General features: G+C 74.0%; 15 protein-coding genes. 11 read left to right on the forward strand and 4 right to left on the reverse strand.

Features of this window, described 5'->3' with window-relative positions:
• Positions 1-52: 52 nt before the first annotated feature.
• The 3 genes from LPA27_RS04945 to LPA27_RS04955 all read left to right on the forward strand — a co-directional run bounded on the left by LPA27_RS04945 (position 53) and on the right by LPA27_RS04955 (position 7,013).
• The gene (locus LPA27_RS04945; protein ID WP_228941718.1) at positions 53-1,660 is read left to right on the forward strand and encodes a long-chain-fatty-acid--CoA ligase; all 1,608 of its coding nucleotides are present in this window, start codon (positions 53-55) and stop codon (positions 1,658-1,660) included.
• A gap of 107 nt (positions 1,661-1,767) precedes the next feature.
• Positions 1,768-5,694 carry a Pls/PosA family non-ribosomal peptide synthetase gene (locus LPA27_RS04950; protein ID WP_228941719.1) on the forward strand — a complete coding sequence of 1,309 codons (3,927 nt, stop codon included), beginning with the start codon at positions 1,768-1,770 and terminating at the stop codon, positions 5,692-5,694.
• Positions 5,691-7,013 (forward strand): M1 family metallopeptidase, encoded by a 1,323-nt coding sequence (locus LPA27_RS04955; RefSeq protein WP_056904238.1) that lies wholly within the window; start codon positions 5,691-5,693, stop codon positions 7,011-7,013. Before LPA27_RS04950 ends, LPA27_RS04955 begins: the two co-directional genes overlap by 4 nt.
• Positions 7,014-7,029: 16 nt before the next feature.
• Here LPA27_RS04955 and LPA27_RS04960 read toward each other — a convergent pair whose 3' ends face one another.
• The 3 genes from LPA27_RS04960 to LPA27_RS04970 are packed head-to-tail and all read right to left on the reverse strand — an operon-like array spanning position 7,030 to position 9,445.
• Positions 7,030-7,503, reverse strand: a complete 474-nt coding sequence (locus LPA27_RS04960; RefSeq protein WP_228941720.1) for a hypothetical protein — start codon at positions 7,501-7,503, stop codon at positions 7,030-7,032.
• The gene (locus LPA27_RS04965; protein WP_228941721.1) at positions 7,500-8,153 is read right to left on the reverse strand and encodes an HAD family hydrolase; all 654 of its coding nucleotides are present in this window, start codon (positions 8,151-8,153) and stop codon (positions 7,500-7,502) included. The genes LPA27_RS04960 and LPA27_RS04965 overlap by 4 nt, the downstream gene beginning before the upstream one ends.
• Positions 8,154-8,155: 2 nt before the next feature.
• Complete coding sequence (locus tag LPA27_RS04970) at positions 8,156-9,445, reverse strand: citrate synthase (RefSeq protein ID WP_056863803.1); 1,290 nt, start codon at positions 9,443-9,445, stop codon at positions 8,156-8,158.
• A 331-nt stretch (positions 9,446-9,776) separates the two neighbouring features.
• Between LPA27_RS04970 and rplM the strand changes: the two genes are divergently transcribed.
• From rplM to glmM, 3 genes are read left to right on the forward strand one after another with little or no spacing between them, the layout of a single operon-like run.
• A complete protein-coding gene (gene rplM, locus LPA27_RS04975) occupies positions 9,777-10,220 on the forward strand; it encodes a 50S ribosomal protein L13 (RefSeq protein ID WP_056863804.1) in 444 nt (147 codons plus the stop codon).
• A 47-nt stretch (positions 10,221-10,267) separates the two neighbouring features.
• Positions 10,268-10,768, forward strand: a complete 501-nt coding sequence (gene rpsI, locus LPA27_RS04980) for a 30S ribosomal protein S9 (RefSeq protein ID WP_082500184.1) — start codon at positions 10,268-10,270, stop codon at positions 10,766-10,768.
• A gap of 11 nt (positions 10,769-10,779) precedes the next feature.
• Complete coding sequence (gene glmM / locus LPA27_RS04985; protein WP_228941722.1) at positions 10,780-12,144, forward strand: phosphoglucosamine mutase; 1,365 nt, start codon at positions 10,780-10,782, stop codon at positions 12,142-12,144.
• A 4-nt stretch (positions 12,145-12,148) separates the two neighbouring features.
• On the opposite strand, the gene coaA is transcribed toward glmM, so the two are convergent.
• Positions 12,149-13,165, reverse strand: a complete 1,017-nt coding sequence (coaA, locus tag LPA27_RS04990) for a type I pantothenate kinase (protein WP_082500185.1) — start codon at positions 13,163-13,165, stop codon at positions 12,149-12,151.
• 68 nt (positions 13,166-13,233) lie between these two features.
• On the opposite strand from coaA, the gene glmS reads away from it, so the two are divergent.
• The 5 genes from glmS to LPA27_RS05015 all read left to right on the forward strand — a co-directional run bounded on the left by glmS (position 13,234) and on the right by LPA27_RS05015 (position 19,895).
• Positions 13,234-15,078, forward strand: coding sequence for a glutamine--fructose-6-phosphate transaminase (isomerizing) (gene glmS / locus LPA27_RS04995; RefSeq protein ID WP_228941723.1), 1,845 nt, complete (start codon positions 13,234-13,236; stop codon positions 15,076-15,078).
• A gap of 31 nt (positions 15,079-15,109) precedes the next feature.
• The gene (locus LPA27_RS05000; protein ID WP_056863806.1) at positions 15,110-15,463 is read left to right on the forward strand and encodes a holo-ACP synthase; all 354 of its coding nucleotides are present in this window, start codon (positions 15,110-15,112) and stop codon (positions 15,461-15,463) included.
• 109 nt (positions 15,464-15,572) lie between these two features.
• Positions 15,573-16,931: an aspartate aminotransferase family protein gene (locus tag LPA27_RS05005; RefSeq protein ID WP_056863807.1), complete on the forward strand. Its 1,359-nt coding sequence runs from the start codon at positions 15,573-15,575 to the stop codon at positions 16,929-16,931.
• A gap of 2 nt (positions 16,932-16,933) precedes the next feature.
• Entirely contained in the window at positions 16,934-18,445 is a 1,512-nt protein-coding gene (locus LPA27_RS05010) for a CoA-acylating methylmalonate-semialdehyde dehydrogenase (protein ID WP_228941724.1), read from the forward strand.
• A 58-nt stretch (positions 18,446-18,503) separates the two neighbouring features.
• Positions 18,504-19,895, forward strand: a complete 1,392-nt coding sequence (locus LPA27_RS05015) for an NAD(P)H-hydrate epimerase (RefSeq protein ID WP_228941725.1) — start codon at positions 18,504-18,506, stop codon at positions 19,893-19,895.
• Positions 19,896-19,899: the final 4 nt, after the last annotated feature.

Raw genomic sequence — 19,899 nt, forward strand, 5'->3', positions numbered from 1 at the left:
GGTGCGGGACGGACCCTTGTGGCTGACTGTGCTCTCGGTCACAATCTGGGCCATGAGTGCCACGGCGACGCCCGAGACCACGTCCTCCCGCCCCGCCCCCACGGCCGTCTTCGTCGACGACCGGCTGGCCCACTGGGCGTCGGTGGACCCCGACGGCGAGTGCATGACCTACCTCGGCCGCACCTGGACGTGGGCGCAGTGGCACGACCGGGTGCGCCGCGCCGCGGGGGCGCTGCGCGGGCTCGGGGTCGGTCGCGGCGACGTCGTGGCCTTCCTCGACAAGAACCACCCGGCCTGCGTCGAGGTCTCCCTCGCCGCCGCGATGCTGGGTGCGGCCAACGCCGTCGTCAACTGGCGCCTGGCACCCGACGAGGTCGACTACGCCGTCAACGACTCGGGGGCCAAGGTCGTCGTGGTGGGCTCCGAGCTGGCGCCGATGCTCGAGCGGGTGCGCGAGCGGCTGACCGGCGTGGAGCACGTCGTCGAGGTGACCACCGACGGGGCCGAGGGCGACGCCTACGAGGCCATGCTGGCCGCCGCCACCCCGGTCGACCGCGACCCGGCCGTCACGCCCGACGACACCTGCCTGGTGCTCTACTCCTCCGGCACGACCGGGCGCCCCAAGGGGGTCATGCTGACCCACGCCAACATGGTCGCCCACACCGTCAACGCCCACGACGGCTGGGAGTTCGAGCCCGGTGACAAGTCCATGGTGGCCATGCCGCTCTTCCACGTCGGCGGCTCGTCCTACGTGCTCTTCGGCATCCACGACGGCATCCCCAGCGTGATGACCCGCGAGCCCGACGGCGCCTCCCTGGCCGGGGCGATCATGGCCGGCGCCAACCGCACCTTCCTCGTGCCCGCCGTGCTCGCCCAGGTCCTGCAGGCAGGCCCCGACGCGGTCAAGCTCTTCGGCGCGCTGCGCACCTACACCTACGGCGCGGCGCCGATGCCGCCCCCGCTGCTGCGCGCGGCGATGCAGGCCTGGCCCGACACCGACTTCATCCAGGTCTACGGCCTCACCGAGGTCGCGGGCGTCGCCACCCACCTCATGCCCGAGGACCACCGCGACCCCGAGCACCCGGAGCGGCTGGTCTCGGCGGGGCGCCCGGTGCCCGACGTCGAGGTGCGCATCGTCGACCCGGCCACGCTGGAGGACCTCCCGGTGGGCGAGCACGGCGAGATCTGGCTGCGCACGCCGCAGCTGATGAAGGGCTTCCTGAACAAGCCCGAGGCCACCGCCGAGGTCGTCACGGCCGACGGCTGGTTCCGCACCGGCGACATGGGCCGGGTCGACGACGGTGGCTACGTCTTCGTCGAGGACCGGCTCAAGGACATGATCATCTCGGGCGGGGAGAACATCTACAGCCCCGAGATCGAGCGCGTGCTGGCCGAGCACCCCGCGGTGATGGAGGTCGCCATCATCGGGGTGCCCGACGACACCTGGGGCGAGGCGGTCAAGGCCGTCGTCTCGCTCAGGGAGGGCGCCTCGGCGACGCCGGAGGAGCTCATCGCCCACTGCCGCGAGCACCTCGCGCACTTCAAGTGCCCCAAGTCGGTGGACATCCTCGACCTGCTCCCGCGCAACCCCACGGGCAAGATCCTCAAGCGCTCGCTGCGCGCTCCCTACTGGGAGGGTCGCGACCGGGCGGTCAACTGACCGACCGGTCCGGCCCGCGCTCGCCCGGCCCGCGCACGCCGGCCCGCGGGCGCCCAGCCCTCGGTCGCGACACCGGCCGTTCACCTGGCTGCGACACCCTCCGCCCCGTGAGCGACACGACGAGCACCGCCCCGACGAGCGCGCTGCGCCGCGGCGCGGCGGCGCCCGCCCCCCGGACCCTGGTCGACGTCTTCCGCACCACGGTGGCGACCTTCCCGGACGCCACGGCCCTCGACAGCGGCGCGGAGCAGCTGACCTACCTCGAGTTCGCCGAGGCCGCCGACGAGGTGGCCGACGAGCTGGCCTCGCTCGGCGTGGGCCGCGGCGACAGGGTCGGGGTCCGCCTGCCCAGCGGCACGACCGACCTCTACATCGCGATCATGGCCACCCTGCTCGTGGGCGCGGCCTACGTGCCCGTCGACGCCGACGACCCCGACGAGCGGGCCCGGCTGGTCTTCGGCGAGGCCGACGTCGCCGCCGTCGTGGGCGCCGACCTGGCGATCGAGGCGCGCCGCGCGGGCGCACCCCGCGAGCGCGAGGACCCGGCTCACGACGACGACGCCTGGGTCATCTTCACCTCCGGGTCCACCGGCACCCCCAAGGGCGTGGCCGTGAGCCACCGCAACGCGGCGGCCTTCGTCGACGCCGAGTCGCGGATGTTCCTCCAGGACGACCCGATCGGCCCGCACGACCGGGTGATGGCCGGGCTCAGCGTCGCCTTCGACGCCAGCTGCGAGGAGATGTGGCTGGCCTGGCGCTACGGCGGCACGCTCGTGCCCGCGCCCCGTGCGCTGGTCAAGAGCGGCATGGACGTCGGGCCGTGGCTGGCCGCCAACCGCATCACCCTCGTCTCCACCGTGCCCACCCTGGTCAGCCTCTGGCCCGACGAGGCCCTCGAGCGCGTGCGCATGGTCATCCTCGGCGGCGAGGCGCTGCCGCCGGAACTGGCCGCCCGGCTGGCCCGCGAGGGCCGGGAGGTGTGGAACACCTACGGCCCCACCGAGGCCACCGTGGTGGCCTGCGGCGCCCTCGTCGGCGCCGAGGGGCCGGTGCGGATCGGGCTGCCGCTCGACGGCTGGGACCTCGCCGTCGTCGACGCCGAGGGCCGCGAGGTGCCGGTGGGGGAGACCGGCGAGCTGATCATCGGCGGCGTCGGGCTGGCCCGGTACCTCGACCCGGTCAAGGACGCCGAGAAGTACGCCCCGATGCCGACGCTGGGCTGGGAGCGGGCCTACCGCTCGGGCGACCTCGTGGTCCACGACCCGGCCGGCCTGCTCTTCGGCGGCCGCGCCGACGACCAGGTCAAGCTCGGCGGTCGCCGCATCGAGCTCGGCGAGGTCGACTCGGCGCTGCTCGCCCTGCCCGGGGTCGTCGGGGCGGCGGCCGCCGTACGCCGCTCCCGCACGGGCAACCAGCTGCTGGTCGGCTACGTCACCGTCGACGAGCGCTACGACGCGGCCGCGGCGGTGGCCGCGCTGCGCCGCGACCTGCCGGCGGCGCTCGTGCCGCGCCTGGCCGTCGTCGACGACATCCCCACCCGCACCTCGGGCAAGGTCGACCGCGACGCCCTGCCGTGGCCGCTCAGCGCCGCGTCGCCGCAGGAGTCGGGGCTCACCGGCACCGCCGCGCGGATCGCCGAGCTGTGGAACGAGGTGCTCGGCGCCTCGGTCACCCGGCGCGAGGAGGACTTCTTCGACGTCGGCGGCGGCAGCCTCACCGCCGCGCAGGTCGTCACGCTGCTGCGCCGCGAGCACCCCGACGTCGCGGTCGGCGACGTCTACGACCACCCGACGCTGGGCGGGCTGGCCGACTTCGTCGACTCGATGGACGCCGGCGTCGACAACGCCCAGGACCGGCTGGTGCCTCCGATCCCGCTCAAGACCCAGGCCGGGCAGGTGGCGGCGGTCGTGGCGCTGCGGGCGCTGGCCGCGCCGCGGTGGGCCGTGTGGCTGCTCGCCGCCAGCACCCTGGTCCACGACCTGCTCGACGTCGGGGGGCTCCCCACCGCCCCGTGGTGGCTGCTGGGCCTGGCCGCCCTGCTGGTGCTGACGCCTCCGGGCCGGATGGTGCTGGCCGCCGGCGCGGCGCGGCTCTGGCTGCGCGGCATCACCCCGGGCGACTACCCGCGCGGCGGCAAGGTGCACCTGCGGGTCTGGGCCGCCGAGCGCATGGTCGACCAGCTCGGGGCCACCGCGCTCAGCGGCGCCCCGCTCATCACGTGGTACGCCCGGCTGCTCGGCGCCCGCGTGGGCCGCCACGCCGACCTGCACTCGGTGCCGCCGGTCACCGGCTTCCTGCGCCTGGGCGCCGGCTGCTCGGTGGAGCCGGAGGTCGACCTCACCGGCTACTGGGTCGACGGCGACGTGCTCCACCTCGGCGAGGTGAGGGTGGGCCGGCGTGCCCGCGTCGGCACCCGCTCGATGCTCTGCCCCGGCGCCCGCGTCGGCGACGACGCCGAGGTCGCGCCGGGCTCCGCCGTCGTCGGTGTCGTGCCCGACGGGGAGTTCTGGTCCGGGGCCCCGGCCACCCGGGTCTCGGGCGCTGCGCGCGGGCCCTGGTCGGAGCGCCCGGCGAGCTCGGCGGCCTGGGTCGTGGCCTACGCCGCCGTGGCGGTCGCGCTCGGCCTGCTCCCGGCGCTGGCCGTCGGGGCCGGTGCCCTGGTGGCGCTGCTGGGCGCCGACCTGTCCGCCGACCCCGGCACCGGCACCGGCACCGGACCCCTCGACCTGCTCGGCGCGCTGCTGCCCTGGCTGGTGCCGGGCACGCTGGTGGGTCTGCTCGTGCTGGCCGCGCTCGTGCTGGGCGTGGTGCGCCTGGCGGCGCTCGGGCTGAGCCCGGGGGTCTACCCCGTGCGCAGCCGCCCCGCCCTCGGCGTGTGGGCCACGGTGCGGGTGCTCGACGAGGCCCGCACGTGGCTCTTCCCGCTCTACTCCTCGACGCTCACCCCGGCCTGGCTGCGCCTGCTCGGCGCCCGCGTCGGCGCCGACGTCGAGGCCTCCACGGTGCTGATGGTGCCGGCGCTGACCACCGTCAACGACCTGGCCTTCCTCGCCGACGACACCCTCATCGGCGGCTACGAGCTCGGCGGGGGCTGGCTGCGCGTCGAGCGGGTCAAGATCGGCAAGCGGGCCTTCGTCGGCAACTCGGGCATGGCCGCCCCGGGTCGCAAGGTGCCCAAGCGGGCGCTGGTCGCGGTGCTCTCGGCCGCGCCCAACCGCAAGACCGCGCGCGCGGGGGAGTCGTGGCTGGGCAGCCCGCCCGCGGCCCTGCGGCGTACGACGGGCGCGGGCGACGACGCCCGCACCTACGCCCCGCCGACCCGGCTGCGGGTCGCGCGCGCCCTGTGGGAGGCGGCGCGCGTGGTGCCGCTGGCCTGCGCGGTGCTGCTCCACGCGGTGGTCGGGCTCCTCGCCCTCGCCGCGGCCGACGCGGTCACGGGCCCGAGCGGGGGAGCGGCGGTCCTCGTGGTGGTCGTCCTCGCCCTGGTGCCGCTGCTGGTGGCCGGGGGCCTCGTGGCGGCCGCGCTCGCCACCGCGACGAAGTGGCTGCTGGTGGGCCGCCACCGCAGCGGCACCCACCCGCTGTGGAGCTCCTTCGTGTGGCGCAACGAGCTGGCCGACACCTTCGTGGAGGTGGTGGCCGCGCCGTGGTTCGCCCGGCTGGCCACGGGCACGCCCCTGCTCACCGCGTGGTTCCGCTCGATGGGCTCCACCGTGGGCCGCGGGGTGTGGTGCGAGACCTACTGGCTGCCCGAGGCCGACCTGGTCGAGCTCGGCGACGGGGCCACGGTCAACCAGGGCAGCGTGGTGCAGACCCACCTCTTCCACGACCGGCTGCTGGCGACCGACCGGGTGCGGGTGCGCCGGGGCGGCACGCTCGGGCCCAACTCGGTGATCCTGCCCGCGGCCAGCATCGGCCGGCACGCTACGGTCGGCCCGGTGTCCTTGGTGATGAGGGGTGAGTCGGTGCCCGACAAGACGATCTGGATCGGCAACCCGATCGGCCCGTGGGCCGCCGGCGAGGCCTCCTCGTGAGGGGCCTGCCGACCGCCGACGACTACCTGCCCGGCCACGGCGACCCCGCCTACGCCGTGCGCCACTACGACCTCGACCTGACCTACGCCGTCGAGGGCAACCGGCTCACCGGCCAGGCCACGCTCTCGGTGAGGGTGCTCGAGGCGACCCGGCGGCTCGTGCTCGACCTGGCCCACCTGCGCGTCGACAAGGTCCGTGTCACCGGTGCGCGGCTGGCCAAGCACTCCGCCCGCTCGGGCCGGGTCGTGCTGACCCTCGACGACGAGGTCGCCCCCGACACCCTGCTCACCGTGGTCGTGCGCTACTCCGGCAGCCCGCGGCCCGTGGTCGAGCGCCACCTCGGCGACGCCGGCTGGGAGGAGCTGACCGACGGCGTCATCGTGGCGGCCCAGCCGCACGGGTCGCCGACCTGGTTCCCCTGCAACGACCGCCCCGACGACAAGGCGTCCTACCGGATGACCTTCCGTGTCACCGCGGGCTACCACGTCGTCGCCAACGGCGTGCTGCGCGAGCACCGCCGGGGCGGGTCGAGCGAGACGTGGGTCTTCGAGCAGTCCGAGCCGATGGCCACCTACCTGGCCACGGCCCAGATCGGGCGCTACACCGACTGGCAGCTCCTGGGGCGCCCGGCCTCGGGCACCCCGCTGCGGGTGGTCGCGCCCGAGGACCTCGACGAGGACGACTACGTCGCCGCCTTCGGCCGCCAGCACGAGATGGTCGAGGTCTTCGAGCGCCTCTTCGGGCCCTACCCCTTCGACGGCTACGCCGTGGTCGTCACCGCCGACGACCTCGAGATCCCGCTGGAGAGCCAGAGCCTGTCGACCTTCGGGCGCAACCTCGTGCGCGGCGACTGGGACGCCACCCGCCTCATCGCCCACGAGCTGGCCCACCAGTGGTTCGGCAACGCCGTCACCCTGCGCCGGTGGCGCGACATCTGGCTGCACGAGGGCTTCGCCTGCTACAGCGAGTGGCTGTGGTCGCAGGAGTCCGGCGGCGAGAGCGCCGACGAGCACGCCCGCCACCACCACGCCCGGCTGGCCGAGCTCGACCACGACCTGCTGCTCAGCGACCCGGGCCCGGAGCTGATGTTCGACGACCGGGTCTACAAGCGCGGCGCGCTCACCCTCCACGCGCTGCGGCTGACGGTGGGCGACGAGGCGTTCTTCGCCCTGCTGCGCTCCTGGGTGGCCGAGCACGCGGGCGGCTCGGTGGTCACCGACGACTTCCTGGCCCACGCCGGCGCCGCCACCGGCCACGACGTCGCCGCGCTGCTGCACCCCTGGCTCCACGAGACCGCCCTGCCCGACCTGCCGGCCTGAGGCTCGCGGGCCGCGCTCAGCGGTGCTCGCGCCACCGGACCTCGACCGGCCGCGCGGGCAGCACCGCGAGGGTGCCGGCCCAGCCGGGCGGCAGCGGCAGGGCGGTGGTCCAGGCCTCGTCGGCGCGCACGGAGGCCGGGTCACGGCGCAGGCCCTCGCCGGTGGCCTTGAGCACCGCCTCGGCGCGCGTCCACGCGGCGCGGTCGGCCAGCCCCGCCGGCGTCGGGCCGACACCGGGGTCGGGCTCCACGTCGACACCGAGCCGCAGCCCGGTGCCCTCCGCGCGGGCCAGCACCACGAGGCCCGCGGCGTACGCCAGGGACAGCGCGCCACCGGCGGTGCGGGGGCGGCCGTGGTCGGTGCCGGCGCAGCGCGGGCACAGCCGCGTGAGCGGTCCGGCGAGGTCCTCGGCCGCGGCCCGCAGCTCGGCCCGGTCGAGGCCGGGGCGCCACAGGGCGTCGACGCGCACCAGCACCGCGGGCGCGCTCACGGCCGCAGCGGCAGGCCCAGGGCGCGCAGGTCGGCGCGCAGGGCGTCGGCGTCGGTGAAGACCAGCCCGTGCATGCCCAGCGCGTCCGCGGCCGCGACGTTGTCGGCGCGGTCGTCGACGAAGACCAGGCGCTCGAGGGGCAGCCCGGCGCGCTGCTCGACGACCCGGTAGACCCGGGGGTCGGGCTTGGCCACGCCCTCGGTGCCCGACACCACGACGTCCTCGAGCAGGCCCAGCACGTCGAAGAGGCGCGGTGCGTGGGGGTAGAGCTCGTGGGACCAGTTGGTCAGCCCCCACATCGGCACCTCGGCGGCGTGCAGCTCGCGCAGCAGGTCGGCGGTGCCGGGCACCTCGCCGCGCAGCGAGGCCGCGAAGTGGCGTCGGTAGGAGCGGGCATGCTCGGCCCAGTGCGGGTGGGAGGCGGCCACCGCGGCCTCGGCGTCGTCCCAGGACCCGCCGGCGTCGCAGCCGTGGTTCCACGCCATGAAGTCGAAGTCGTCGGCGGCCAGGAAGCGGGCGGCCTCCTCGGCGCCGACGCCGGCCGCGATCGCCGCGGAGGCGTCCCAGTCGACGATGACGTTGCCCAGGTCCCAGACGACCCCCGCCGGCGGGTCGGCGGGGGTCGTGGGTCGTGCGGGGGAGGGGGCCAAGGTCAGGCCCAGCGCTCCGAGGCGGGGACGAAGTCGAGGGTCCGGTCGCCGGTGTAGATCTGCTTGGGCCGGGCGATCTTCTGCTCCTTGTCCTGGACCAGCTCGAGCCACTGGGCCAGCCAGCCGGGGGTGCGGCCGATCGCGAAGAGCACGGTGAACATCTCCGGGGGGAACTGGAAGGCCTCGTAGATCAGCCCCGAGTAGAAGTCGACGTTGGGGTAGAGCTTGCGCTTGATGAAGTACTCGTCCTCGAGCGCGATCTTCTCCAGCTCCTTGGCGATCTCGAGGAGCGGGTTGACCCCGGTGACCTCGAAGACGTCGTCGCAGGCCTTCTTGATGATCGTGGCGCGGGGGTCGAAGTTCTTGTAGACCCGGTGGCCGAAGCCCATCAGCCGCTCGTTGCCGTCCTTGACGCCCTGGATGAAGGCCGGGATGTTCTCCTTCGACCCGATGCGCTTGAGCATGCGCAGCACGGCCTCGTTGGCGCCGCCGTGCAGGGGGCCGTAGAGGGCGCCGACGCCCGCGGCGACCGCGGAGTAGGGGTCGACCTGCGAGGAGCCGACCGAGCGCACGGCGTTGGTCGAGCAGTTCTGCTCGTGGTCGGCGTGGAGGATGAAGAGCACGTCGAGGGCCTTGACCAGGCGCGGGTCGGCCTCGTACTTCGACTCGCTCATCTTGAAGAGCATGGAGAGGAAGTTGGCGGTGTAGCTGAGGTCGTTGTCGGGGTAGACGTAGGGCTTGCCCTGCGCGTGGCGGAACGACCAGGCGCCCAGCGTCGGCATCTTCGCGATCATGCGCACGATCTGCATGTGCCGGTTGTCGGCGTCGCTGATGTTGCGGGCGTCGGGGTAGAAGGTCGACAGCGCGCCCACCGAGGCCATGAGCATGCCCATCGGGTGGGCGTCGTAGCGGAAGCCCTGCATGAAGGTCTTCACGTTCTCGTGGACGAAGGTGTGGTAGGTGATCTCGTGCACCCACGCGTCGTACTCCGCCTTGGTCGGCAGGGCGCCGTGGATCAGGAGGTAGGCCACCTCGAGGAAGGACGACTTCTCCGCCAGCTGCTCGATGGGGTAGCCCCGGTACTCCAGGATGCCCTTCTCGCCGTCGATGTAGGTGACGGAGCTGCGGCAGGACGCCGTGTTGACGAAGCCCGGGTCGTAGACGGCCAGGCCGGGGGTGTCCTCGGCGGTCTTGATCTTCCCGAGGTCGGCGGCCTTGATGGTGCCGTCGAGGATCGGGACGTCGTACTCCTGTCCGGTGCGGTTGTCACGGACGGTCAGAGAATCAGTCACGCGTCTTAACGTATCCGTCGTCTCGCGACACGGGGAACCCGGTGTCCACGACCCGGGTCGCGAGGCCACCCCTGGGGGTGAGCGCCGGGCGCCACGCGGTGCCCGCCCGGGGCGTTTTGACCCCGTCGCCCGCGCACGCCTACCCTGAGTGGTCGCGACTCCTGCCGCGCCCCGTCACAGCCGTCGCCGGCTGCCGGCGAGGTGCAGTCCCGGAGGCCACCAGCCGGTCCCGACCGGCGGCGAGCCGGGCCGTGTTCGTCAGAAGCCGCAGCTCCACCCCCCGCCAGGCTCCACCTGGCGGTCCCCACGAACGAATGAGAGTAGATCAGCCGTGCGCACGTACAGCCCCAAGCCCGGTGACATCACCCGGGAGTGGCACGTCATCGACGCCACCGACATCGTCCTGGGCAAGCTCGCCGTGACTTCCGCGAACCTGCTCCGCGGCAAGCACAAGGCGATCTTCGCCCCGCACGTCGACACCGGTGACTTCGTCGTCGTCATCAACGCGGAGAAGGTGTCCCTGTCGGGCACCAAGAAGACCACCAAGATGGCCTACCGCCACTCCGGCTACCCGGGCGGCCTCTCGGCCACCCCGATCGGCGAGCTCCTCGAGAAGGACGCCCGCAAGGCGATCGAGAACGCCGTGTGGGGCATGCTCCCCAAGAACAAGCTCGGCCGTCAGATGCTGAAGAAGCTGAAGGTCTACAGCGGCCCGACCCACCCGCACGAGGCCCAGAAGGCCGTTCCGTTCGAGATCACCCAGATCTCCCAGTGAGCCGTGGCTCCTTCAACGTCCATGCAGAAAGCTGAGTGAGGATTACCGTGGCTGAGACCACCAACGAGGTCGAGGAGACCTTCGAGACCGACGAGCGCGGCGTTGCCTACAGCTCCGAGAGCGCCCCGTCGGCCGACGCCCCCGAGCGTCCCGCGACCATCGCCCCCGCCAACGCGACCGGCCGTCGCAAGGAGGCCGTCGCCCGCGTCCGCCTCGTGCCCGGCACCGGTGTGTGGACCGTCAACGGCCGCACGCTCGACTCGTACTTCCCGAACAAGCTGCACCAGCAGGTCGTGAACGAGCCGTTCGCCACCCTGCAGCTCGAGGGTCGCTTCGACGTCATCGCCCGCATCCACGGCGGCGGCATCACCGGCCAGGCCGGCGCCCTGCGCCTCGGTGTGGCCCGCGCCCTCAACGCCATCGACGTCGAGGCCAACCGCCCGACGCTGAAGAAGGCCGGCTTCCTGACCCGCGACGCGCGTGTCATCGAGCGCAAGAAGGCCGGTCTGAAGAAGGCGCGCAAGGCGCCCCAGTTCAGCAAGCGCTGATCCGCGCCGACGTGGTGGCTCCCACCGGGCCCCTCTTCGGCACCGACGGCGTCCGTGGCCTGGCCAACGGCGGTGTGCTCACCGCCGAGCTGGCCCTGGGCCTCGGAGCGGCCGCCGCCCGTGTCCTCGTCGATCATGGCGAGTTCACCGGGCGGCGGCCGCTCGCCGTCGTGGGCCGTGACACCCGCATCTCCGGGCAGTTCCTCGAGCACGCCGTCGTGGCGGGCCTGGCCTCGGCCGGCGTCGACGTGCTGCGCCTGCGCGTGCTGCCGACCCCCGGGGTCGCGTTCTTCACCGACTCCCTCGGCGCCGACCTCGGCGTCGTCATCAGCGCCTCGCACAACGCGATGCCCGACAACGGCATCAAGTTCCTCGCCCGCGGCGGGGTCAAGCTCGACGACGACCTCGAGCGCGAGATCGAGGCGCAGCTGGGCCGCACCTGGGAGCGCCCGACCGGCTCCGACGTCGGTCGCGTGCGCCCCTACGCGCCCACCGTGGAGGAGTACTCCGCCCACCTGGTGCGCACCCTCGACACGCCGCTGGCGGGCCTGCGCGTCGTGCTCGACTGCGCCCACGGCGCGGCCAGCGAGGTCGGGCCCCGCGCCCTGGCCGACGCCGGCGCCGACGTCGTGACCATCGGTGCGGAGCCCGACGGGCTCAACATCAACGACGGCTACGGCTCCACCCACCTCGACCGGCTGCGCCGCGCGGTCGTGGACGAGGGCGCCCACGCCGGCTTCGCCGTCGACGGCGACGCCGACCGGTGCCTGGCCGTCGACGCCACCGGCGCCGTGGTCGACGGCGACCAGGTCATGGCCGTGCTCGCCCTGGCGATGCAGGAGCGCGGCCGCCTGGTCGACGACACCCTGGTGGCGACCGTGATGAGCAACCTCGGCCTGGTGCGCGCCCTGCGCCCGGCCGGCATCACCGTGCGCCAGACCAAGGTCGGCGACCGCTACGTGCTCGAGGACATGCGCGCCGGCGGCTACTCCCTCGGTGGCGAGCAGTCGGGCCACGTGATCATGAGCGACCACGCCACCACCGGCGACGGCCTGCTGACCGCGCTGCACGTGTGCGAGCGCATGGTGAGCACCGGTCGCAGCCTGCGCGACCTCGCCTCGGTGATGACCCGCCTGCCGCAGGTGCTGGTCAACGTGCCCGAGGTCGACCGCGCGCGCTGCGACTCCGACCCCGAGGTGGCCGCGGCCGTGGCCGCGGAGTCGGCCGACCTGGGCGAGGAGGGCCGGGTGCTGCTGCGCCCCTCCGGCACCGAGCCGCTGGTGCGGGTCATGGTCGAGGCGCCCACCCCCGAGCGGGCCTCGGCCGTGGCCGAGCGCCTCGCCGACGTGGTGCGCCGCCGCCTCGCCCTGGCCTGAGCGGCTACAGCTTGCGCAGGCGCACGTAGCGCACCGAGTGGTCCTTGTCCTTGCGCAGCACGAGCGTGGCCCGCGAGCGGGTCGGCAGCACGTTCTGCACCAGGTTGGGTCCGTTGATGGCGTCCCAGATGCGCTCGGCCTCCGCGACGGCCTCCTCGTGGGTCAGCGCGGCGTACTTGGCGAAGTAGGACCCGGGGTCGCGGAAGGCGGTCTCGCGCAGCCGCAGGAAGCGCGAGACGTACCAGTCGCGGATCGTGGTCGTGCCGGCGTCGACGTAGACGCTGAAGTCGAAGAAGTCGCTCAGCGTCAGCCCCGTGCGTCCGTCCTCGCGGGTGCGGGCGGGCTGCAGCACGTTGAGCCCCTCGATGATGACGATGTCGGGGCGGCTGACGACGACCCGCTCCTCGGGCACCACGTCGTAGACCAGGTGGGAGTACGTCGGCGCCTCCACCTCCTCCTTGCCCGACTTGATGTCGACCACGAAGCGCAGCAGGGCGCGGCGGTCGTAGGACTCCGGGAAGCCCTTGCGCTGCAGCAGCCCGCGCCGCTCGAGCTCGGCGTTGGGGTAGAGGAAGCCGTCGGTGGTCACCAGCGCGACGTGGGGGTGCTCGGGCCAGTGGGCCAGCATCTGCTGCAGCACGCGGGCGGTCGTGGACTTGCCCACGGCCACCGACCCGGCCAGGCCGATCACGAACGGCGTGCGCGGCGGGGTGCGGCGGTGCAGGAACCCCTCCTGCTCGCGGTGCAGGTCGCCCGCGGCGCCGACGTAGAGGCTGAGCAGGCGCGAGAGGGGGAGGTAGACGTCGCGGACCTCGTCGATGTCGAGGTTGTCGCCCAGGCCGCGCAGGCGCCGCACCTCCTCGGCGGTCAGCGGGCTCTCGGTCTCCTGGGCCAGCGCGGCCCAGGCGGAGCGGTCGAGCTCGATGTAGGGGGAGGTCTCCCGCCCGGTGTCCTCGTGACCGTGGTGGCCGCTGTGGGCGTGGTGCCCGTTGGACGACCGGGTCGCCCCCTGGTTCGGCATGGACCTCATCCTTGCAGCCGCCGCGCCCTGCACGATGGAGGGCCCGCCCCTCGATAGACTCTCGGCCCATGTGCGGGATCGTGGGATACATCGGAAGCAGGCCCGCCCAGGACGTGGTGGTCGAGGGGCTGCGTCGTCTGGAGTACCGGGGCTACGACTCCGCGGGCATCGCGCTGGTCGAGGACGGGGCGCTGGCCACGCGCAAGCGCGCGGGCAAGCTGGCCAACCTGGAGAAGCTCGTGGCCGAGGAGCCGCTGCCCGCAGCGAGCCTCGGCATCGGGCACACCCGGTGGGCCACCCACGGTGCCCCCAACGACGTCAACGCCCACCCCCACGTCGGGGCGAGCCGTCGCGTGGCCCTGGTGCACAACGGCATCATCGAGAACTTCGCCGACCTGCGCGCCCGCCTCGAGGCCGACGACCACGTGCTGGTCTCCGAGACCGACACCGAGACCGTGGCCCACCTGCTGGAGCTGCAGGTGGAGTCGGGCGAGGACCTCACCACCGCGATGCAGCGCGTCTGCGCGATGCTCGACGGGGCCTTCACGCTCGTCGCGGTCGACGCCCACGACCCCGACCGGGTCGTCGCGGCGCGGCGCAACTCCCCGCTCGTCGTGGGCCTGGGGGAGGGGGAGAACTTCCTCGGCTCCGACGTGGCCGCCTTCATCGAGCACACCCGCGAGGCCCTCGAGCTCGGCCAGGACCAGGTCGTCACCCTGACCCGCGACGGCGTGGCCGTGACCGGCTTCGACGGCCGCCCCGCCGAGGCCACGCAGTTCCACGTCGACTGGGACCTCTCGGCGGCCGAGAAGGACGGCCACGACTGGTTCATGCGCAAGGAGATCTTCGAGCAGCCGCGCGCGGTGGCCGACTCGCTGCTGGGCCGTCGCACCCGCTCCGGCGCGCTCCAGCTCGACGAGATGCGCCTGTCGGACCAGGAGCTGCGCGACATCGACAAGATCATCATCATCGCCGCCGGCACGTCGTTCTACGCCGGCATGGTCGCCAAGTACGCCATCGAGCACTGGTGCCGGATCCCGGTCGAGGTCGAGCTGTCCTCGGAGTTCCGCTACCGCGACCCGATCCTCGACTACTCCACGCTCGTGGTGGCCATCAGCCAGTCCGGGGAGACCGCCGACACCCTCCAGGCGATCCGCCACGCGCGCTCGCAGCGCTCCAAGGTCCTGGCCATCTGCAACACCAACGGCTCGACGATCCCGCGCGAGTCCGACGCCGTCATCTACACCCACGCCGGACCCGAGATCGGGGTCGCCTCGACCAAGGGCTTCCTGACCCAGCTGGTGGCCTGCTACCTCCTCGCGCTCTACCTCGCGCAGGTCAAGGGCACCCGCTACGGCGACGAGATCACCCAGGTGATGGAGCAGCTCGAGGCCGTGCCCGACCAGATCGAGGCGGTCCTGGGACGCTGCGAGCAGGTCTACGAGCTGGCCCGCACCCACGTCGGCACCCGCTCGGTGCTCTTCCTGGGCCGCCACGCCGGCTACCCCGTGGCCCTCGAGGGCGCGCTCAAGCTCAAGGAGCTGGCCTACCTCCACGCCGAGGGCTTCGCCGCCGGCGAGCTGAAGCACGGCCCCATCGCCCTGGTCGAGGAGGGCCTGCCGGTGCTGTGCGTCGTGCCCCCGCGCGGGCGCGACCAGCTGCACGGGAAGATGCTCTCGGGCATCCAGGAGGTGCGTGCCCGCGGCGCGGTCACGATCTGCCTGGCCGAGGAGGGCGACGCGACCATCACGCCCTACGCCGACGTGCTCATCCCGCTGCCGCGCGTGCCCGTGCTGCTCCAGCCGCTGGTGGCCGTGGTGCCGCTGCAGCTCTTCGCCTGCGAGCTGGCCTCGGCGATGGGCCACGACGTGGACCAGCCCCGCAACCTGGCCAAGTCGGTCACCGTCGAGTGAGCGGGCTGCGGGGTAGCGGGACGGCCACGACGTGGCGGTGATCGGCGTCGGCATCGACGTCTGCGACATCGAGCGCTTCGGGGCCTCGCTCACCCGCACCCCGGGGCTGCGCGAGCGGCTCTTCACCCCCGGTGAGGCCGGGCGCCCGCTGGCCTCGCTCGCGGCCCGCTTCGCCGCGAAGGAGGCGCTGGCCAAGGCCCTCGGCGCGCCCGTCGGCCTGGCCTGGCACGACGCGGAGGTGGTCTCGGAGTCCTCCGGACGCCCGCTGATGGAGATGCGCGGCTCCGTCCTGGCCCGCGCCCGGGACCTCGGCGTCGCCTCCGTGCACCTCTCGCTGTCCCACGACGCCGGCATCGCCTCCGCCGTCGTGGTGCTGGAGTCCTGAGCCGGGTCGTCGTCGCACGACGGCGTGATTCGTGGTTTGATCGCCCCGTGGCGACGATTGCCGTCGTCAGCGCGCCCATGACGCACGGATCCGTAGGAGATGAACCCCGATGACGACGCATCCGACGACTGATCCGACGACTGATCCGACCACGGTCGAGGGCGCCGGGCTCGACGCCCGGGCGCGCGAGCTCGACCGCGCCCACGTCTTCCACTCCTGGTCGGCCCAGGGGGCCCTGTCGCCGATGGTGGTGGCCGGCGGGCTGGGGTCGCGGGTGTGGGACCACGAGGGCCGCAGCTGGCTCGACTTCTCCTCCCAGCTGGTCAACGTCAACATCGGCCACCAGCACCCCAAGGTCGTGGCCGCGATCCAGGAGCAGGCCGCGACCCTCGCGACGGTGGCCCCCTCGACGGCGGCGCTGGTGCGCGGCGAGGCGGCGCGCCGGATCACCGAGCGGGCGCCCGCAGGGCTCGACAAGGTCTTCTTCACCAACGGCGGTGCCGACGCCGTCGAGAACGCGATCCGGATGGCGCGCCTGCACACCGGACGCGACAAGGTCGTCTCGACCTACCGCTCCTACCACGGCAACACCGGCGCCGCGGTCGTCGCGACCGGCGACTGGAGGCGGGTGCCCAACGAGTTCGCCCGCGGGCACGTGCACGTCTTCGGGCCCTACCTCTACCGCAGCGAGTTCTGGGCCACCACGCCCGAGGAGGAGGGCGAGCGCGCGCTGCAGCACCTGCGTCGCGTCGTCGAGAGCGAGGGCCCCTCGGGGATCGCGGCGGTGCTCCTCGAGACGGTCCCCGGCACCGCCGGCGTGCTGGTGCCCCCGCCGGGCTACCTCGCCGGCGTGCGCGCTTTGTGCGACCGCCACGGGATCGTGATGATCCTCGACGAGGTGATGGCCGGCTTCGGGCGCACGGGCGAGTGGTTCGCGCTCGACGCCCACGACGTCGTGCCCGACCTCCTCACCTTCGCCAAGGGCGTCAACTCCGGCTACGTGCCGGTCGGCGGCGTCGTGATCGGCGAGGAGATCGCGGCCTCCTTCGACGAGCGCGTCTTCCCGGGCGGGCTGACCTACTCCGGCCACCCGCTGGCCGCGGCGTCCATCGTCGCCGCGCTCGACGCCATGGCCGAGGAGGGCATCGTCGACCACGCCCGCCGCATCGGCACCGACGTGCTCGGGCCCGGCCTCGCCGCGCTCGCCGAGCGCCACCGCGTGGTGGGCGAGGTGCGCGGCGTCGGCGTCTTCTGGGCCCTCGAGCTCGTCGCCGACCGCGCCACCCGCGAGCCGTTGGCCGCGGCGAGCATGGCCCGCGCCAAGTCCGAGCTGCTCGCCCGTGGTCTGCTGCCGCTCACCGCCGACAACCGCATCCACGTCGTGCCGCCCTGCGTCGTCACCGACGACGAGGTCGCCGAGGCCCTCGAGGCCTACGACGCCGTCCTGACCCTGCTCGACGAGGAGTGACCGTGACCCGGAACCCGACCGACCTGCCCGTGCTCGACCACTGGGTGGGCGGCGCCGCCTGGGCGGGGGAGTCGACCCGCACCCAGCCGGTCACCGACCCGGCCCTCGGCGTCGCGACCAAGCACGTGCGCCTCGGCTCGACCGCCGACGTCGACCACGCGGTCGAGGTGGCGCGCGCGGCGTACGAGACCTGGGGGGTGGCGTCGATGGCGGCGCGCCAGCAGGTGATGTTCCGCTTCCGCGAGCTCTTCACGGCCCGTCGCGAGGAGCTCGCCGAGATCCTCACCGGCGAGCACGGCAAGGTGCTCTCCGACGCCCTGGGCGAGATCGCCCGCGGCCTGGAGGTGGTGGAGTTCGCGTGCGGCATGCCGCAGCTGGTGAAGGGCGCCTACTCCGAGAACGTCTCCACCGGCGTCGACGTCTACTCGCTGCGCCAGCCGCTCGGCGTGGTGGGCGTCGTCAGCCCCTTCAACTTCCCGGCGATGGTGCCGCTGTGGTTCTTCCCGATCGCGATCGCGGCCGGCAACACCGTGGTGCTCAAGCCCAGCGAGAAGGACCCGAGCCCCGCGGTGTGGATGGCCGCGCTGATGCAGGAGGCCGGCCTGCCCGACGGCGTGCTCAACGTCGTGCACGGCGACAAGGAGGCCGTCGACGCGCTGCTCGACCACGACGACGTCGCGGCGGTCTCCTTCGTCGGGTCGACGCCGATCGCGCGCTACGTCTACGAGCGTGGCACCGCCGCCGGCAAGCGCGTGCAGGCCCTGGGCGGGGCCAAGAACCACATGCTGGTGCTGCCCGACGCCGACCTCGACCTGGTGGCCGACGCCGCGGTCAACGCCGGCTTCGGCTCCGCCGGGGAGCGCTGCATGGCCGTCTCGGTCGTCGTGGCGGTCGACTCCGTCGCCGACGCCCTGGTGGCCAAGGTGCGCGAGCGGATGGCCACCCTGCGCACCGGTGACGGCCGTCGTGCCTGCGACATGGGTCCGCTCATCACCCGCGAGCACCGCGACAAGGTCGCGGGCTACCTCGACGTGGCCGTCGCCGACGGCGCCGACGTGGTCGTCGACGGGCGCGGGGTCGAGGTCGACGGCGAGCCCGACGGCTTCTGGCTCGGCCCCTCCCTGGTCGACCGGGTGCCGACGACCTCGGCGGTCTACACCGACGAGATCTTCGGACCGGTGCTCTCGGTGGTGCGGGTCGAGGGCTACGAGGAGGGGGTCGCGCTCATCAACGCCTCGCCCTACGGCAACGGCACGGCGATCTTCACCCACGACGGAGGCGCCGCGCGTCGCTTCCAGCGCGAGGTCGAGGTCGGCATGGTCGGGGTCAACGTGCCGATCCCGGTGCCGGTGGCCTACCACTCCTTCGGCGGCTGGAAGGCCTCGCTCTTCGGCGACACCAAGGCCTACGGCACCCACGGCGTGGACTTCTACACCCGCGAGAAGACCGTCACCAGCCGCTGGCTCGACCCCAGCCACGGCGGGGTCGACCTGGGCTTCCCCCGCAACTCCTGACCGCGACGCCCGACCGCGACTCCCGTCCCGCGTGGCACGGCGTGGCTAGGGTCGGGCCATGAGGAGCGCCCACACCGTCGAGCAGGTCCGTGCCGCCGAGGCGGCCCTCGTGGCGCGGCTGCCCGAGGGCGCGCTGATGCAGCGGGCGGCGACCGGCCTGGCCCACGCGGTGGCGAGGCTGCTCGGTGCGTCGTACGGCGCACGGGTGCTGCTGCTCGTGGGCTCGGGCGACAACGGCGGCGACGCCCTGTGGGCCGGCGCCCACCTCGCCCGTCGCGGCTGCGGGGTCCACGCGCTGCTGCTCTCCGAGCGTGTGCACGCCCAGGGCCTCGCCGCGCTGCGGGCCGCCGGGGGGCGCGTGGTGGACGGCGTGGCCCCCCTGGCCGGTGCGGACTACGACGTGGTGCTCGACGGCGTGGTCGGCATCGGCGGTCGACCCGGCCTGCGCCCCGAGGCGGTGGCCGCCCTCGAGGCCGTGCGCGGGGTGCCCGTGGTGGCGGTCGACACGCCCTCGGGCGTCGACGTCGACACCGGCGAGCTCGACGGCGCCCACGTGCGCGCCGACCTCACCGTCACCTTCGGCACGCTCAAGGCGGCGCACCTCGTCGACCCGGCCGCGGCCGCCTGCGGACCGGTGCACCTGGTCGACCTCGGCCTCGACCTGCCCCCCGCCGACCTCGAGGCCCTCCAGCCGGCCGACGTCGCCGCGCTGCTGCCGCGCCCGGCGCCCGACGCCCAGAAGTACACCCGCGGCGTCGTCGGCGTGCGGGCCGGCTCGGCGACCTATCCCGGCGCGGCCCTGCTGTCGGTCGCGGGCGCGGCCACCGGCCTGGTCGGCATGGTGCGCCACGTGGGCGACAGCGCCGTCACCGACCGGGTGCGCGAGGCCCACCCCGAGGTCGTCGGGCCCGGCCGGGTGCAGGCGTGGGTGGTCGGCTCCGGGGGCGGGGAGGCCGCCGGCGAGGAGCTGCGCGCGGCGCTCGCCGACGGCGTGCCGGTGGTCGTCGACGCCGACGCCCTGGCCCACGTCGAGGGCCCGCTCGGCGTGCCGGCGGTGCTCACCCCGCACGCCGGGGAGCTGGCGGCGATGCTGGGGGAGGAGCGCGCCGCGATCGAGGCCCGCCCGCTGCACTTCGCCCGCCACGCGGCGGCGGCGTACGACGCGGTGGTGCTGCTCAAGGGCCGCCACACGCTCGTCGCCACCCCCGCCGGACGGGTGCGCTCGACCACCACCGGCACGCCGTGGCTGGCCACGGCGGGCGCCGGCGACGTGCTGGGCGGGCTCGTGGGCGCCCTGCTCGCGGCCGGCCTCGACCCCTTCGACGCCGCCTCGGTCGGGTCGTGGGTGCACGGCGCCGCCGCCACCGTGGCCGCCGACGGCGGGCCGCTGGTCGCCCTCGACGTCGCCCGGGCGGTGCCGGGCGTCGTGCGCGCGTGCCTCGCCGGGTGAGGCG

The sequence above is a fragment of the Nocardioides sp. Leaf374 genome (genome assembly GCF_916862475.1).
Classification (GTDB): domain Bacteria; phylum Actinomycetota; class Actinomycetes; order Propionibacteriales; family Nocardioidaceae; genus Nocardioides; species Nocardioides kribbensis.